The 17,194-nt window shown below is 55.8% G+C and carries 12 protein-coding genes; 1 reads left to right on the forward strand and 11 read right to left on the reverse strand.

The features are described 5' to 3' along the window. Positions 1-69: 69 nt before the first annotated feature. From ileS to OZX70_RS05910, 11 genes are all read right to left on the reverse strand, one after another. Positions 70-3,477, reverse strand: a complete 3,408-nt coding sequence (ileS, locus tag OZX70_RS05860; RefSeq protein ID WP_277179834.1) for a mupirocin-resistant isoleucine--tRNA ligase — start codon at positions 3,475-3,477, stop codon at positions 70-72. A 339-nt stretch (positions 3,478-3,816) separates the two neighbouring features. Beyond that, positions 3,817-4,287, reverse strand: a complete 471-nt coding sequence (locus tag OZX70_RS05865; RefSeq protein WP_277179836.1) for an HIT family protein — start codon at positions 4,285-4,287, stop codon at positions 3,817-3,819. 210 nt (positions 4,288-4,497) lie between these two features. After that, positions 4,498-5,379, reverse strand: a complete 882-nt coding sequence (gene pflA / locus OZX70_RS05870; protein WP_277179838.1) for a pyruvate formate-lyase-activating protein — start codon at positions 5,377-5,379, stop codon at positions 4,498-4,500. Between the two features lie 233 nt (positions 5,380-5,612). Further along, the gene (gene pflB / locus OZX70_RS05875) at positions 5,613-7,988 is read right to left on the reverse strand and encodes a formate C-acetyltransferase (protein ID WP_277179840.1); all 2,376 of its coding nucleotides are present in this window, start codon (positions 7,986-7,988) and stop codon (positions 5,613-5,615) included. A 332-nt stretch (positions 7,989-8,320) separates the two neighbouring features. After that, complete coding sequence (locus OZX70_RS05880; RefSeq protein WP_277179842.1) at positions 8,321-8,578, reverse strand: hypothetical protein; 258 nt, start codon at positions 8,576-8,578, stop codon at positions 8,321-8,323. Between the two features lie 92 nt (positions 8,579-8,670). Further along, positions 8,671-10,377 carry an NAD+ synthase gene (locus OZX70_RS05885; RefSeq protein WP_277179844.1) on the reverse strand — a complete coding sequence of 569 codons (1,707 nt, stop codon included), beginning with the start codon at positions 10,375-10,377 and terminating at the stop codon, positions 8,671-8,673. Between the two features lie 183 nt (positions 10,378-10,560). Beyond that, the gene (locus OZX70_RS05890; RefSeq protein WP_277179847.1) at positions 10,561-11,709 is read right to left on the reverse strand and encodes an amidohydrolase; all 1,149 of its coding nucleotides are present in this window, start codon (positions 11,707-11,709) and stop codon (positions 10,561-10,563) included. A 226-nt stretch (positions 11,710-11,935) separates the two neighbouring features. Then, positions 11,936-12,949, reverse strand: a complete 1,014-nt coding sequence (locus OZX70_RS05895) for a MetQ/NlpA family ABC transporter substrate-binding protein (protein ID WP_277179849.1) — start codon at positions 12,947-12,949, stop codon at positions 11,936-11,938. 298 nt (positions 12,950-13,247) lie between these two features. Next, complete coding sequence (locus OZX70_RS05900) at positions 13,248-13,937, reverse strand: methionine ABC transporter permease (protein ID WP_277182129.1); 690 nt, start codon at positions 13,935-13,937, stop codon at positions 13,248-13,250. A 44-nt stretch (positions 13,938-13,981) separates the two neighbouring features. Next, a complete protein-coding gene (locus OZX70_RS05905; RefSeq protein WP_277179851.1) occupies positions 13,982-15,178 on the reverse strand; it encodes a methionine ABC transporter ATP-binding protein in 1,197 nt (398 codons plus the stop codon). 109 nt (positions 15,179-15,287) lie between these two features. Then, the gene (locus tag OZX70_RS05910; RefSeq protein ID WP_277179853.1) at positions 15,288-16,304 is read right to left on the reverse strand and encodes a MetQ/NlpA family ABC transporter substrate-binding protein; all 1,017 of its coding nucleotides are present in this window, start codon (positions 16,302-16,304) and stop codon (positions 15,288-15,290) included. 196 nt (positions 16,305-16,500) lie between these two features. Between OZX70_RS05910 and OZX70_RS05915 the strand changes: the two genes are divergently transcribed. Beyond that, on the forward strand, positions 16,501-17,040 hold the full coding sequence (locus tag OZX70_RS05915) for a peptidylprolyl isomerase (RefSeq protein WP_277179856.1): 540 nt from the start codon (positions 16,501-16,503) through the stop codon (positions 17,038-17,040). Positions 17,041-17,194 lie beyond the last annotated feature (154 nt).

Here is a 17,194-nt window from a genome sequence, read left to right on the forward strand (position 1 = left end):
TCTTTTATTATCTAATATCGCCTCTGTTGCTGCTGAATCAGCAACGGCAACAGAGGCAACAAATGGTTATTACTGCTTGGCGACCGTAACCTTCAACTCGTCGGCGGATGCGTCGGAGTCGATGTCAAGCGACGTGGCAAGAGTTTCGTGGGCGATGAGATCCCGGAACTGTTCGGCCTTGGGCGCGTCGGCTGCCGGTACATCGAGCTTCAGGCTGATGCGGTCGGCGATGTCGAGGTCGGCATCCTTACGGGCGTCCTGCACGGCACGGATGACGTCGCGTGCGTAGCCTTCGGCGATGAGATCGTCGTTGAGGGCGGTGTCGAGAATGACGAAACCGCCGCCAGGAAGCGCTGCAGAAACGTCGTTGGCGCGGTCATCCGCTCCAACTTCCTCGACCTGGTTAATCAGCGTGTATTCGCCCTCCTCCAGTTTGAGGTCACCATTCGGCGTCTCAACGACCGGAGCACCAGACTCGTCGACATGCCAATTGCCGGACTTGGAGCCCTTGATGGCGAACTGCACCTGTTTGCCGAGCCTCGGGCCGGCGGCGCGGGCGTTAACCTTGAGGTCGTGCACAATCTTGAGGCCGTGCTTGCCGGCATCGGCGAGCGTTGAGAATTCCACATCCTTGACGTTGAGCTCAGTCTTCAGAATATCGTCGTATTGAGCGACACCATCAGGATTATCGACCAAGACAGTCAACTTGGCGAGCGGCTGACGCACACGAACCTGGCAGGACTTGCGCAGCGAAAGTGTGCCGGATACGACCTCGCGTACCTGTTCCATGTCATCGACCAACGACGGCTCGTCAACCAGAACACGTCCCAGCTCGGTTTCCTTGCCCTCATTGAGCTCGCCTGTAGATTCGGCGGTTGCACCGACATCGTGGGACTCTTCATCCTGCACGGTGACGAACGGCCATTCGGCCAGATGCACCGATTCTCCACCGGTCAGCCCACGCCAAATCGACTCCGACTCCATAGGAGCGAGCGGCGCCATGACACGCATGAGCACTTCGAGCACGGTATAGAGCGTGTTGAAGGCGCTCTCATCCTCGTTCCAGAAACGTTCGCGGTTGTTGCGGATGTACCAGTTGGTGAGCATGTCGATGAAGTCCTGCACCGCGGCGCAAGCGTCGGAGATGGCGAAGGTATCGAGCGCATGTTCAACGCTCACCACGAGCCTGCGTGTGCGGGCCAGCAGGTAGCGATCCATTTGCGGCAGGCCGGCGACTTCCTCTGGCTTCAGCGCGCGCGCGTCGTAACCCTTCCCGCCGTTGGATGCGTTGGCGTAAAGCGTGAAGAAGTAGTACGAGCTCCACACCGGTAGCAGCACCTGACGCACCGTGTCGCGGATGCCGTCGGCGGTGACGATGAGGTTGCCACCGCGCAGGATTGGCGAGGACATCAGGAACCAGCGCATCGCGTCGGAGCCGTAGTCGTTGAACACGCCGTTGACGTCCGGGTAGTTGCGCAGATGCTTGCTCATCTTCTGGCCGTCGTCGCCGAGCACGATGCCGTGGCAGATGACGTTCTTGAAGGCGGGCTTGTCGAACAGGGCCGTGGCCATGACGTGCAGCACGTAGAACCACCCGCGGGTCTGGCCGATGTACTCGACCACGTAGTCGGCCGGGAAGTGCTGCTCGAAGTACTCCTTGTTTTCGAAGGGGTAATGGAACTGCGCGAACGGCATCGAACCGGACTCGAACCAGCAGTCGAGCACGTCGGTGATGCGGTGCATGTGCGACTTGCCGGTCGGATCGTCGGGGTTGACACGCGTGAGGTTGTCAATATAGGGCCGATGCATGTTGACCTTGCCCCCGCCATCGCGTGGATAGTCGCCAAAATCGGCCTTGAGCTGGTCGAGTGAACCATAGACGTCGACGCGTGGGTACTTCGGATCGTCGGAAACCCAGACGGGAATCGGCGAGCCCCAGAAGCGGTTACGAGAGATTGACCAGTCACGGGCGTTTTGCAGCCACTTGCCGAACTGACCATCTTTGACGTTCTCGGGAATCCAGTTGATCAGCTGGTTGTTGGCCAAGAGTCGGTCCTTGATCTTAGTCACGGAGACGAACCAGGAGGAAACCGGCTTGTAGATCAGCGGGGTCCCGCAGCGCCAGCAGTGCGGGTAGGAGTGCACGTAGCTCTTCTCCTGGAAGAGCAGGGCACGGTGGTCCTCGGGAATGCGCGAGAGCGGACCGTCGCCGTTGCGCAGGTTGCGCAGGATGGGCAGGTTGGCGTCGAAGACGTACATGCCTTCGTAATCCGGGCAGGCCGAGGTGAAAGTGCAGCTCGCGTCAAGGACGTCGGTTGAGTTGACACCAGCCGCGTTCAACGTGTTCATATCGTCCTCGCCATAAGGAGCCTGATGGACCAGACCGGTACCTTCGACGGTGTCGACGTAGTCGGCAGCGAGAATCTGGTATGCATTCGGCCCGGGGACGTGGCCTTCGGACTCGGCCTTGTCTCCGGCGAAGAATGGGAAGACCGGCCAGTAGCGGCGACCGACCAGTTCCTTGCCCTTGAGCTCGCGCACAACTTCATAGTTCTCGCCGAGTTCCTTGGCATAAGAGCCGAGCAACGGCTTGCCAAGATAGAACTTCTTGCCGGCGAACTTGCCCTCGGTGGGCTTGACTTCGACGTAATCGATATCCTCACCGACCACGATCAGGAAGTTGGTGGGGGTGGTCCAAGGCGTTGTGGTCCAGAAGACGGCGTAGGCGTCGTCCTCGTCGCGCATCTTGACGGCGACGGAGACGGTAGTGTCCTGACGATCCTGATAGACATCTGCATCCATGCGCAGCTCATGCGCGGAAAGCGGGGTGCGGTCCTTCGGGCAGTACGGCAGCACTCGATATCCCTTATAGGCCAGGCCCTTGTCGTAAAGGGTCTTGAATGCCCACATCACCGACTCCATGTAGGTGGTGTCTAGGGTCTTGTAACCGTGCTCAAAATCGACCCAGCGAGCCTGGCGATGGACGTAGTCCTTCCACTCATTCGTATATTTGAGAACAGACTTGCGGCAGGCGTCGTTGAACTTCTCGATGCCCATTTCTTCAATCTGGTCGACCGATTCGATGCCCAGTTCCTTCTGCGCCTCAAGCTCGGCGGGCAGGCCGTGGGTGTCCCAACCGAAGACGCGGCTGACCTTGCGGCCCTTCATGGTCTGGTAGCGCGGAATGACGTCCTTGGCGTAGCCGGTCAGCAGGTGGCCATAGTGCGGCAGGCCGTTGGCGAACGGGGGGCCGTCGAAGAAAACGAATTCGTTGTCGCTGTGGTCGCCGCTGGGGTTGCGCTCTACGGACTTTTCAAAGGTGTCGTCCTTATCCCAATAATCGAGCACCGATTCTTCCATTTTGGGGAAGCTCGGGTTCGGCGCGACGTGCGCACTTTGCTCGCCTACGGACGCCTTGGGATACACATGGGAATTGGTGGTTTCGCTCACCGCTGTCTCCTCGCTTGCAGGTTTCATTGCCATTACCTGCGAGGACGATGCAGCTTCATCACGCCGTTGGCGCGACACCCGCACACCGCGGTACCACCCCGCTTGTCGTATTCGTTTCACAATTCCGGATCAATGAAGCCATCGATACACTCGACACTGCAATTCCCCGGGATCGCAATTTCATACGACCGCTTGAAACAGGCTGTCTCGGGCCACCCCGTCGGTTCTAATAAGCCGTCCAATTAAATGAACGACCGTTCTTCCGAAAGCTCCCCGCCGATAACGGATCAGCGCTTACAAATACGTATGGTAACACTTCAATAGGAACAAGGGATACGGAATGTCCACGACTCAAAAATCAATTATTCATTTTTCTTCCTGCATGGCACATTGCAAGTATTCACGCAATCTTAACTTGAGTAAGCCGTAGCGTTCCTCGGTATACTCGGTTTCAGGATCGCTCCATGCGGATACCGGGTAACGCCAAACTGGAAGATGAATCCGGTCGTCGGCCTCCCAGCTGTATCTCGGATAAATGTGCGCATGCAGATATTCGTCGCTGTTGCCGAGAATGTCATAATTCACCCGCATCGGATGATCGCAAACGGCAAGAATCGCGTCTCCGATCAAGCTCATGTCCGTCAGGAACCCTTGCCGTTCTTCCAACGACAAATCATTGAGCGAACCGACATCACGCTTGGGCAGAAGCACGCACCAGCCCGGAAGAAACTGCATATCCGCCATAACAGCATACCCATGGCTCATCTCGGCGATGACCATCGGGTTCTTGCCTTCTTGCGCCGACTTGATCCTGTCGTCGCGCCAATCTTTCGGCATTTCGAATCTCTTTTCGTCCTCTACGCCAGCATTTTTCGTTTAGTTCCCAAATCGTTCTAAACTATACAGAGCTTTATGAAAATCTTAGGTCTCGGATTTATCCTTATTGCATTCTCATCAGATATCTATCAAATTAAAAGGCATATTTATCGAAGGAAATTACGATAAATATGCCTATCAAGCGTTTCACTCCCTATAGTCAGCTACTCTTTAGTAGACCTCAAAGCCGTGGGCCTTGAATTGGTCGTGGACACGCTTCTTCAGTTCCTTGGACGGACCCTCCTTGGTTTCCAGAGGGTAGGGGATGTGGAGCTCGTGCCACTTCGGACGTCCAAGCTGGTGGAACGGCAAGACATCGATGTGCTCGACGGCGTCACCAAAGGTCTCACAGATCTTGGCCACGTTCTCGACGTTCTCGACGCTGTCGGTCAGCCCAGGAACGAGGACGAAACGCACCCAGATCTTCTTGCCGGCCTTGTTGAGCCTCTGGCCGAAATCGATCGTCGGCGCCAGCTGACTGCCTGTGACCTTGTGATAGGTCTTCTCATCGCCGGACTTGACATCGAGGAGACACAGATCGATGTCGTCGATCATCTCGTCAGTCCAGTCCTTGTTGAGGAATCCGGAAGTGTCGAGGCAGGTGTGGATACCTTCCTGATGCACTGCGTGGAATACGCGTGAAACGAACTTGCCTTGCATCATCGACTCTCCACCAGAGAAGGTGACTCCCCCACCGGTGCTCTGGAAGACGTCCTTGTAACGGGTGACGCGCTCGATCATGTCATCGAGATAGACCGGCTGGCCGTCGCGCATCTTCCATGTGTCAGGATTCTGACAGAACTGGCAACGCAACGGGCATCCGCTCATGAACACCGTCATTCTGGTCCCCGGCCCGTCCACGGACGTATTGATGTCCCAGGAATGGACGAAGCCGATGTCGCCAGTGCGCAACGCGTTGATGCGGTCGTGACGGTCAAGACCTATAGGAGACTGGAAGCCCGAAAGCCCGCCCATCAACGTGTGCTTGGCATATACTTTAGACTCCTTGAGCATGTGCTGCGTCGTAGTTCTAAATTGAGTGGTTTCGGACATCGTTGCCCCTCCTTGTCAGATTCTGTTTCCATAGTAACGGATTTCGAGTCTAAATCCCAGTCGTTCGGTGTGCCTCTGGAATAATGTGATGCATTGAATATTTCTCAGGTGAAAACCGAATATGCCTATCCCCCGTAAGCCGGTTTCCAAGCCCGTGAAACATGATTGAAGGGACGGAACTGACGCTCCGCCCCTTCAAATCAATTATTCTCCACGTTACCTAAAGGCAACTGTCACTCGGTGACAGCACCCTGATGGAACGTACGGGAAATGACATCGAGCTGCTGCTCGCGGGTGAGCTTGACGAAGTTCACAGCATAGCCCGAGACGCGCACGGTGAGGTGCGGATACTTCTCAGGATGCGCGACGGCGTCCTCAAGCTGCTCCTTGCGCAGCACGTTGATGTTGGCGTGGTAGAGGCCATGACCATTGCCGGAATCCAGGATGCCGACGAGGTTGGTGACGCGCTCTTCCTCGTCACGGCCGAGGCCGTCAGGGGTGATCGTGTTGGTCAGCGAAATGCCGTCCAGCGCGTCGTTGTAGTTGATCTTGCCGACCGAGAACATGGACGGCAGCATGCCGTGCGAATCCATGCCGTTCTCCGGGTTGGCACCGGGGGCGTAAGGCTCACCCTTCTTGTGTCCGCTCGGGAAGGAACCGGTCGCCTTGCCGTAGACCACGTTGGAGGTGATGGTCAGGATGGACTGGGTCGGAACCGCGTTGCGGTAGACCGGCAGAGCCTTGATCTGATCCATAACCGTGGAGACGGTCCACTTGGCGAGGTCATCGGCGCGATCATCGTCGTTGCCGTAGATCGGGAAGTCGCCGACCGTGCGATAGCCGACCACCAGGTCGTCGTCCGCGCCTTCGACATATTCCTTCTCATGGCCTTCGAGGTTCTTCGCATCCTTGTTGTAGATAGGATAGACCTTCGCATACTTCAGTGCGGAGAGCGAATCTGCAGCAATCGACAGGCCGGACATGCCGCAGCCGAGGGTGCGGTAGACTTCCTTGTCGTGCAGAGCCATCTCGATGGACTCATACGCATACTTGTCATGCATGTAATGAATGATGTTCAGCGCTTCGATATAGGTCTCCGAGAGCCACTCAAGGGCCTTCTCGTAGTTGTCCTTGACCTTCTGATAGTCAAGGGTGCCGTCGGCTTCGGGCTTGATCGGATCAATGATGCCCTTGTCGATGACCTGCATACCGGTCATCTCGTCACGGCCACCGTTGATCGCATAGAGCAGAGCCTTCGCGGAGTTCACACGAGCACCGAAGAACTGCATCTGCTTGCCGACACGCATCGGGGAGACGCAGCAAGCGATGGCTGCATCGTCGCCCCAGTGGTTGCGGATGTCGCGGTCGGACTCATACTGGATGGCCGAGGTGTTGATGGAGGTACGTGCGCAATAGCGCTTGTAGCCTTCAGGAAGCTTGGCATCCCAGAAGATGGTGATGTTCGGCTCAGGGCCAGGTCCCAGATGATCGAGGGCCAGGGTGGCGAGCAGACGGAACGAGGTCTTGGTGACCATGTGGCGTCCATCGTCGGCGAAGCCCGCGTCGGACCAGGTGGCCCAATACGGATCGCCGGAGAAGATGCTGTCATAGTCCTTGGTACGCAGGAAGCGGACGATACGCAGCTTCATGACGAGCTGGTCGATGATCTCCTGAGCGTCGGACTCGGTGATCTTGCCGGCCTTGAGGTCGCGCTCGAAGTAAGAATCGAAGAAAGCGGAGACACGGCCGAAGCTCATGGCGGCGCCATCCTGGCTCTTGACGGAGGCGAGATAGCCCATGTAGGTCCACTGCACGGCTTCCTGAGCGGTCTGGGCCGGACGGGAAAGATCGAGGCCATACTCGTTGCCGAGATTGATGAGCTGCTTCAGCGCGGTGATCTGATCCGAGTGCTCTTCGCGGAAGCGAATCCAATGCTCGATCTCGGCCTCGGTGAAGTCGTTGCGATAAGGAATCGAATCCTTGTCTTCCTTCTTCTTGGCGATCAGATAGTTGACGCCATAGAGAGCGACACGGCGATAGTCGCCGATGATGCGGCCACGGCCGTAGGCATCAGGCAGACCGGTGAGGATCTTGTTGTGGCGAGCGAGCTTGATCTGCTTGGTGTAGACGCCGAAGACGCCGTCGTTGTGGGTCTTACGATACTTGGTGAAAATAGTCTTGATGTTGGGGTCAGGCTCTTTTCCGGCCTCAATGATGGCCTGCTCGACCATACGCCAGCCGCCGTTCGGCATCATGGCGCGCTTGCAAGGTTCATCAGTCTGGATGCCGACGATGACATTATCATGCTCTTTGTCCATGATGTAGCCGGGGCCGAAGTTGTCGATGCCAGCCGGGGTGTGAGTATCGACATCATACACACGCTGCTTACGTTCTACGGCAAGCTGGTTGTTGTCGAGATACTCCCACATTTCCTTCGTCTTCGGGGTCGCCGTGGCGAGGAAGGACTCATCGCCATCGTACGGCGTATAGTTCTTCTGAATGAAATCGCGAACATCGATTTCCTTTTGCCAATTCCCTCCGACGAAGCCATTCCAAGCCTTAGCCTGGAGCTCTTCTTGAGAGAGAGCAGTTTGATCTACTGCGGTCATTTAGCACTCCTTATTAGTGGAGCAACGCATCTTCACGTTGCGTTCATTTACCATTGTAGAGTGGTTTGCGTCACAGGCATGTCCAAATCGGTGTGACCTACATCACTTTTTTGCTTTTCCGTCTTTAGCTTTGATTTTCACAAATGTTTGAAAATCGCATAAACCCAATAACGACAACGGTTGTGCGGATTATTGCCGATTCCGAATTTGACTCATCTACAAGTCAAAAAAATGTGATGTACATCACTTTTTATATTAAGAGATAAAAAATCTGGTCAATATATCACTATTTGACTATTGACCAGTTATTCGTTCTCGTTAAAGAACAACAATCATGACTCTTGGGTTTCCGACTCGTCATCGCTGCCGGAATCATTGTCCCAAGCGTTCCATTTACGGTTCTGTTCATCCCAGATCAGGTTGCGTTCCTTGACGATCTTCCAAGCGTCTTCGGCATCCTTGCGGGACTTGTATGGGCCACTGCGCTGGCCGACCGGCGAGAGCTTGCCCAGCTCGGGCTTACCCGTGACCGTATTGAAATACCATTGTTTATTGTCGTCGTTGGTGTTTTGATTATCGTCAGCCATCATAAATAATTCCCCTCATCAGTAAGGCATAAGCCTTTTAACTTTAACCCAGATTGGCGCACTTCTTTTCGGCTCTCCCCTCAGCGTATGCGCCGTTACTCGCGGAAGGCACTGGTCACTGGCAGTCGACGGTCGCGTCCGAAAGCCAGTGAAGTGACCTTGGGACCCAGCGGATACTGGCGACGTTTCCATTCGGCGCGATCGACCAGGCGCATCACCGTGTCCACCGTCTTCTCGTCGAAGCCGTCTTTCAAGAGATCCGCGCGGCCGTGGGCCTTTTCGATATAGGCCTCAAGGACCTTGTCGAGGAGCGCATATTCCGGCAGTGAATCGGAATCCTTCTGGCCGGGGTGCAGCTCGGCGCTCGGAGCCTTTTCGATGCTGGCGACAGGGATCATCACACCGTCCTTGAGAGGTACGCCCGCTCCCCCGTTTTCGTTGCCGACGATCTGCAAACCCCCGACACCGATGCCTGCCGCAGCAGCGCGGTTGCGCCAACGGGAAAGTTCCCAGACGCGAGTCTTCAAAAGGTCCTTAATCGGGGCATAGCCGCCGACGGCATCGCCGTAAATGGTGGAATAGCCACAGGCCAGCTCGGACTTGTTGCCGGTGGCGAGCGCCAGCAGGTTCTTGGAGTTCGAATAGGCCATTACGATGACGCCACGGATGCGCGCCTGAAGGTTTTCGGCGGCAACACCCTCCAAGCCAAGCTGGGACTGGAAGGCTTTGAACAGCGGTTCGATGGGCTGGACGTCGTAGTGGGCACCGATGTTGTGCGCCAAGTCGGCAGCGTCGTCTTTGGACCCGTCCGATGAGTACATGCTCGGCATGGAGACACCCTGCACATTCTCTCCACCTATGGCGTCCGCAGCCATTGCGGCTACCAACGCCGAATCAATGCCACCGGAAAGGCCGAGCACCACACCGGTGAAATGATTCTTCGCCATGTAGTCCTTGAGTCCCAGAACACAGGCTGTATAGACCTCTTCGTCCCGATCACGCAACGCGGCGAGCGTGCCAACCTTTTGATGCTCGGCTGCCGAATCGTAATCGAAATAGCTCAGGTCTTCGACGAACATCGGCGAGCGCTCGAGAAGCATGCCATCGGCATCGACAACGAAGCTGCCTCCGTCGAAAATCAAGTCGTCCTGACCGCCGACCTGGTTCAGATAAATAAGCGGAGCATCCATCTCATGGGCACGCCGAACAGCCAGATCCTGCCGAGTATGGGTTTTGCCCTCTTCATAAGGCGAACCGTTGATTGTCAGCAAGACATCGATACCCTGGCCAGCCAGCTCAGCCACAGGACCACCGTCCTGCCAGATGTCCTCGCAGATGGCCACGCCGACTTTCACGCCGTCGATATCAAGAATGACCGAATGCTGCCCGGACTCGAAGATACGGAACTCGTCGAACACGCCGTAATTCGGCAGGAAATGCTTGTCATAGGTCGACCACACGGAACCAGAGTGGAGCACCACCAAACGGTTGGTGGGCTTGCCGTCGATATCGGTCGCCGAAGAGGTTCCTACGGTACCGACCACCACGTAAAGGTCACCCAGACCTTCTTTTTCGAGCGTTTTTGCCAGCTCATCGGCTTTGTCCGCTGCGGCCTTGCGGAAGGTGGCACGGAATGCCAAATCCTCAATGGGATAACCTGTCAGCGTCATCTCAGGAAAAACGACGACCTGCGAGTGGTTGAGCGCGGCCTTGCGCGAGAATTGCAGGACGGTGGCGGCATTGCCGTTGAGGTCGCCCACGCAGGTGTCGATCTGGGCCAAAGCGAAACGTAGTTGTGTCATGTCTTCATCATATCCGCTTGCCTGTCGCTTTTGCTCGATACTTGAAACAATATGACTGCATGAATGTCTTCTTGGCCACATGCCGCACAACCAATATAGCTATAAAGCATGGGTTATAGCAATGCCGCCCTGTCCAAAGGCAAAGACGGCATCGCCACAAATCAGGCGGTTAAAGGCGAAAACTCAGGCGAGTTCGCTTTCGACCCGCAGCAAAGCGTTGACCAAGAACTCCGCGGTGGGCTTTATGGCTCCGTCCAAGGCCACGAATTCGGGATTGTGGATGCCGTGATGACCGGGCTGGCCGTTGGAACCAATCGAGCCGAAGACGAGCGGGCCCAACTGCTGGAAGTCCGCAAAGTCCTCGCCGCCCATCGACGTGATGACTGGGACGGAGGTCGCGTAACTTGGCACGTCATCGGCCACGGGCCCAATCAGCGTTTCGTCACTGACCAGCGGGACTGCAAGTTCGTTCCAATCGATGTCGGCTGTAATATCGTAGGCCGCTGCAGTAGATTCGACGATCGCGCGGAAACGACGGGTTACCAAATCGTGGTCATCCTTGTAGAAATAGCGAACGGTGCCAAGGAATCCGGCGGTATCAGGGATCACGTTCCACACGTCACCGCCATGCACCTCCGTGATGGAAAGAACGACAGGACGGAACGGATCGATATTGCGGCTGACAATGGTTTGCAACGAGAGGATCGTGGACGCGAGCGCCTCGATGGGGCCAGTGCCGCAATGGGGTTTGCCGGCATGGGTGCCTTCTGCGTGGAACGTGACGGCGAAGCTGACGCAACCGGCCATCATCGGGTCCTTGCTCACCGCGATTTCACCGGGCTTGTGGTCTGGGGTGTTATGCGTGCCGATGAGCGCATCGACCTTGCCCAGAGCGCCGGTCTCGATGACGTGGCGAGCGCCTCTGCCGGTCTCTTCGGCGGGCTGGAAAAGGATGACGGCGGTGCCGTGAATCTGGTCACGGTGCTCGGCCAGCCAGAAGGCGGCGGCGAGCAGACCGGTCATGTGGATATCGTGGCCGCAGCCGTGCATCACGCCGGGGTTCTTGGAAGTGAAGGGAAGGCCCGACTGCTCGTGAATGGGCAGGCCGTCGATATCCGCGCGAAGCACAACGCGCGGACCGGGCTGATCACCCTTGATTTCGGCCACCAATCCGGTCTCGAGCGCAGTATCCAAGACCTCGATGCCGTGCGAGGCAAGCTGGTCACGCAGGAATTTGGTGGTCTCATATTCTTTGAAACCGAGTTCCGGATATTGATGAAGATGATGCCTGATGGTAATCAGATCTTCGGAAATCTCAACATGCTCTGTCATAATGTAATACTCTTTCTTTTTGTTCCTAATCAAGAATAGCAATGGGTTCTTGTATCTGAAACGTCAAACAAATTCGTCAAAAGTCCTAAACGGCAAAACCGTAGCGACTTTGGAAAAACCGATGACGAAAAACTGAAAGCCTGTAAGCAAGATATGGTCACACGACCCTTGCGGAAAACCGGCAACTCGCGATCTGTCTCGCTTCCAAGTTTTACAGGCTCACGCCTCACGCCCCCTGGGACTTGCGCATGTCGCTTTCGACGTCGCTCAGGAAGCCTCGGAGCTGCGAGCCCGTGTATTGGTCGGCGAAAACGCAGGTGCCCTTGGACTTCTGCTGCAACGCGGCCTTGAACTCCTTGGTGTGAGAGATGCCTGCGAGCTTGAGGTAAAGCGGGTTGTTGATGTCCGCCTTCTTGACGATGAAGACGTTGATGTAGGGACGGGCATGGTTGCTGTGCGGGTCGTCGCGGAAAATCGACTCTGAGGGCTTGAGCCCGGCGTCGGCGACGAAGTCGTTGTTCATGATGCCGGCGGCGACATCCGGGTCATTGAGCGACTTGGGGACTTGGGCCCCTTTGACCGGCACGACCTTGACCTTGGAATTGGCTTCGTCAAGATCGGCCTGCGAAGTGAACGGGGTCCACGGATGCTTGAGCTTGATGAGCTTGGCCTGGTCGAGCACGCCCAGAGCTCGGGAAAGATTGGTTTCGTCGTTCGGCACAGGGATACTGGCTCCAGCAGGAATTTGGGAGACATCCTTGTACTTGGTGGAGTACATCCCGAGCGGGAAGACGCCGGTGGCGCCGATGGGCTGCAGATCCTTGTGGCTCTTGACGTTGTAGTTGGCGAGCAACAGGATATGCTGCGACTCGTTCATGTCAAGGCTGCCGGAATCCACCGCAGGGTCTTCGGAAGTGTAATCCTGGAAATCAACCAATTGCACCGAAATGCCAAGCTTCTGCGCCTGCTGCTTGAAAACCACCCAGTCGGGGTTCGTAACACCGACCACGCCGATCTTGACAGGATTGGAAGGCGTTCCTTTCGCCGCACTTGCTTTCTTGGCGGCGAAACCACGGTAGCCGAAGAAGGCAAGCGCCGCAAGCAGCACAACAACGATGACCGCGATGACGACGTTTCGTTTCGTATGATTGACGCGGACGGGCTCTTCTGGACCTAGACCACCGGCCGAAAGCGGGCTCAGATCCGGATTGGATTGCGTATTGGGATTTGACGATGACATGTGTTCCCCTATTGCTGATTGCTGATTGTTGCTATGTCTTGATGGCAAGGATACACGGCAGAAATGGCGGGAAATATCAAAAAATCAAAAATGACTATCCGTATTCATTATGACACGCATAAAAACCTTGCTATTCCGGCAATCAGACAGCCAAGCTATAGCCCGAAAGCCACGGAAATAAAAAGAAACGTCCGCTTTCTACCGTTATGAGCAGAAAGCGGACGTTGCAACCATCGGCTTCGTTGTGCCGGATATATTTCCTTGACCCAGCAAAGACTCAACAAGCGAAAGGACGAAGTTACTTCTGACGCTTGAGGATACGCTTGGCCAGCATGTTCGCGATGGCCTGCACAACCTGAACCAGCACGATCATGATGATCACGGCCGTCCAAGTGACGGCGGGATCAAACTTCTGGTAGCCATAGGAAATCGCGAAATTACCAAGGCCACCACCGCCGATGTAGCCGGCCATGGCCGACATATCAAGAATGGAGATGAAGAGGAACGCATAGGCCAGGATGAGCGGGCCGAGCGCTTCGGGGATGAGAACGGTACGGATGATGGTGAAAGTGGAGGCGCCCATAGAACGCGCCGCCTCGATCACTCCCCTGTCGACCGGCACGAGATTCTGCTCGACAAGCCTTGACGTGGCGAAAGTGGCCATGATGATCATCGGGAAAATCGCCGCAGCCGTGCCGATCGAGGTACCAACGACCTTCATGGTCAGAGGCTGAATCGCCGCCAGGAAGATGATGAACGGGATAGGCCGGACGATATTGACGATGATGTCAAGGATGCGGTAGACCACCGAATTTTCGAAAAGATTGCCCGGTCGCGTGCCGTAAAGGATGACACCCAAAACAAGACCCAAAATGCCGCCGACGACGAGGGTGATGAACACCATTTCCAGGGTTTGAGCAATGGATTGGAACAGCATCGGCTTCAGAATTGACCAATCCTGATTCGCCGCCAGAGTGATGGTTCCCATTGGCTTTGCCGCCAACGAACCGGTTATGACATTGAAAGTACTCATCAGGCCTGTTCCTCTTTCCCATTGCTATCCGCGCTTCTGGACCCTATAGTGTCATTGTCGTTTGCGGGATGCGCCTTCAAACCGTGCAACGGCGTCGAAACCGCCGTGGCATAATCCACCGGCGACTGCGACGTACCGAAATCGAACACGTCACTGTCGCGCGACAATTCGTTAAGGAACCTATCGATGACCGATGGCTCTCCGGCCAACTCGTAAGTCATGGCGCCGATCGCATAACCGGTGACGGTATCGATGCCGCCATAAATCAGATTGGTGGAAACGCCGTATTTGGCGATAAGCCCTGAAATATTCTGGCCGGATGACGGTACTACCGAATTGTCCAACTCGTTACGTGCATCTTTCTGCCGAATAAGCACGGTGACGATACGGCCGTACCACTGCCTGTGCATGTCGGCGACACGCTCGGAATCGGGAATGCCGGAAATAGCCGTGGCTATGAAACGCTTGGTAATCTCCTGTTTCGGCGCGGCGAAGACGCTATACGCATCGCCCCTCTCGACCACACGGCCATCGCTCATCACGGCGATCCGGTTGGCGATCTTCTGCACGACGTTCATCTGGTGGGTGATAAGCACAATGGTGACACCCAGCTGCCGGTTGATCTGCTGCAAGAGGTCGAGCACCTCCCCCGTGGTCTCCGGGTCAAGGGCGCTGGTCGCCTCATCTGCCAGAAGGATTTCGGGATTCGTGGCCAACGCCCGAGCAATGCCGACACGCTGCTTTTGACCGCCGGAAAGCTGCGAAGGATATTTGTTGGCGTGTTCCTCAAGACCCACGAATTTCAGAAGTTGGTTGACGCGGCGCTCTTGATAGTCCTTGCGCCAGTGATCGAGCACCAGCGGGTAGGCGATGTTCTGAGCCACGGTCTTGGTGGAGAAAAGGTTGAACTGTTGGAAGATCATGCCGATCTTACGACGCAGCGGACGCAGACCTGATTCGTTCAATCCGGTGATGTCCTGGCCCAGAACGTGAACCGACCCGGAGGTGGGACGCTCCAAAGCGTTGATCATGCGCACCAGCGTCGATTTGCCAGCGCCGGAGTAGCCGATGATGCCGAAAACGTCCCCTTTGTTGATGCTCAGCGACACGTCATCGACCGCACGCATCGGCTTCTTTTTGTCTTTCGACTTGAATTCCTTGACCACATGGTCGAGCTCGATGATTGCCTCGCTCATATTCTCTATCCCTCGCCTCTTAAAATCCTGCCTAAAGTTCCTGACTGAGTATATACCTCAGCCGATCGGCGGCTAACTAGACCGTCGATCGGCTGGAACTATAACAATGTCAGTCTTTGGCCCTTGCATCCTTTTCGACGTCGCGCAGGAAGCCTTGTACATCCGCGGCGCTGTATTTGTCGGCGATAGAGGCGCTGTTATCCGATTTCTTCATGATACCGGCCGTAACCTTCTTGGAATGGAAAATTTTCACTAACTTCAGATACGTGGGATTGTTGGCATCCGCCTTACGGGCCACGAAAATATTGATATAGGGCCTTGCCTCGTTGCTCTCGGCGCTGTCATGATAGATGGCGTCGGTGGCTTTGAGGCCTGCGTCCTTGACATAATCGTTGTTGATGACACCGGCTGAGACCTGCGGGTCTTTCAATGAGTTGGCGACCTGCTCGGCCTTCAGAGGAAGCACCTTCACCTTAGAAGCCGCGGTATCGATGTCCGCAGGAGTGGTGAACGCGGTCCAAGGATGATTGAGCTTGATGAGTCCGGCGGTTTTGAGGACCCCGAGCGCCCTGGCCTGGTTGGTCTCGTCGTTAGGAACGGGAACGGTGGTGCCGGCCGGAATGTCTTTGACATCTTTGTACTTGCTGGAATAAATGCCCAAAGGATAGACTGCAACGCCACCGATCGGCTGCAGATCCTTGTGGTTCTTGACGTTGTAATCGGCCAAATAAAGGATGTGCTGGAACTCGTTCAGGTCAAGGTCGCCGGAATCAAGCGCCGGGTTTTCGGAAGTGTAGTCCTGGAAATCCACCAGTTTGACGTAGATGCCCTGCTTTTGCGCTTCGGCCTTGAAAATAGGCCATTCTGGACTGGTAACGCCGACCACGCCGATCTTGACAGGATTGGATTCGCTGCCTTTGGCGGCACCTGCCTTCTTTCCAGCAAATGCGCGATAGCCGAAGAGGGCAAGGACCACGACCAACACCACGACCACAGCCGCGATGATGACGTTGCGGACGGTGTGATTGACCCTGACCGGTTCCTGTGGGCCTTGGAACCCGTCATCGGCCAAAGGCGCTTTTCCGCTCGAATTGCCGGTGTTCTGCTGATCGTTTGGTGACGTCATGTTTATTCCCCATTTCGTTGGACGTGCTGCCGCCACTTTACCCGCTCTTACGCTTTCAACACAACACAAAAGCCACAAAGACCTATTGACATTCGTTATAACTTGTACAATACTCGGCGGAAATTCAACGTTCTCGGCCTTTGTGCATATCAGCGCAAATACACCCACGTCCTAACACGGTGGGAAACTATTCTTCATGACAAATGTAATCATGCATACCACTGAGGGCGATATCGTCCTGAACCTCTTCGACGACAAAGCGCCGGAAACCGTCAAGAACTTTGTCGGTCTTGCCACCGGCGAAAAGGAATGGACCGATCCCGCCACCGGAGAGAAGTCGAACAAGCCGTTCTACGACGGGCTCACTTTCCATCGCATCATCAAGGATTTCATGATCCAGGGCGGCTGCCCGTTGGGGAACGGAACCGGCGGCCCAGGCTACGAGTTCGACGACGAGTTCGCCGACGGCCTCAGCTTCGATCAACCCTATAAGCTCGCGATGGCGAACGCCGGACTGCGCCGCGGACGTGACGGCAAGCCGCACGGCACCAACGGTTCGCAGTTCTTCATCACCACCGTAGCGACCCCGTGGCTCAACGGCCACCACACCATCTTCGGCGAAGTAGCAGATGACGCTGGCAAGTCCGTAGTCGACCGCCTGCAGAACCTGCCCACCGATGGCAACGACATGCCACTGGAACCGGCCGGCATCGTCTCGGTTGAAGTCGTGAAGTAGGCCATTACAACAACGCAAGCATTACAAAGTTCCCGTATCCAAGGCTTAATATGCGATGAAAATCAGGATTCCGCCGCGATTCTGTTGATTATGCTCGCATGTTCAAATGAACATGCGATGAAAATCAGGATTTTCGCCTATTTATCTTGATTTT

Origin of the sequence: Bifidobacterium sp. ESL0732, assembly GCF_029395535.1 — a bacterium.
Classification (GTDB): Bacteria; Actinomycetota; Actinomycetes; order Actinomycetales; family Bifidobacteriaceae; genus Bifidobacterium.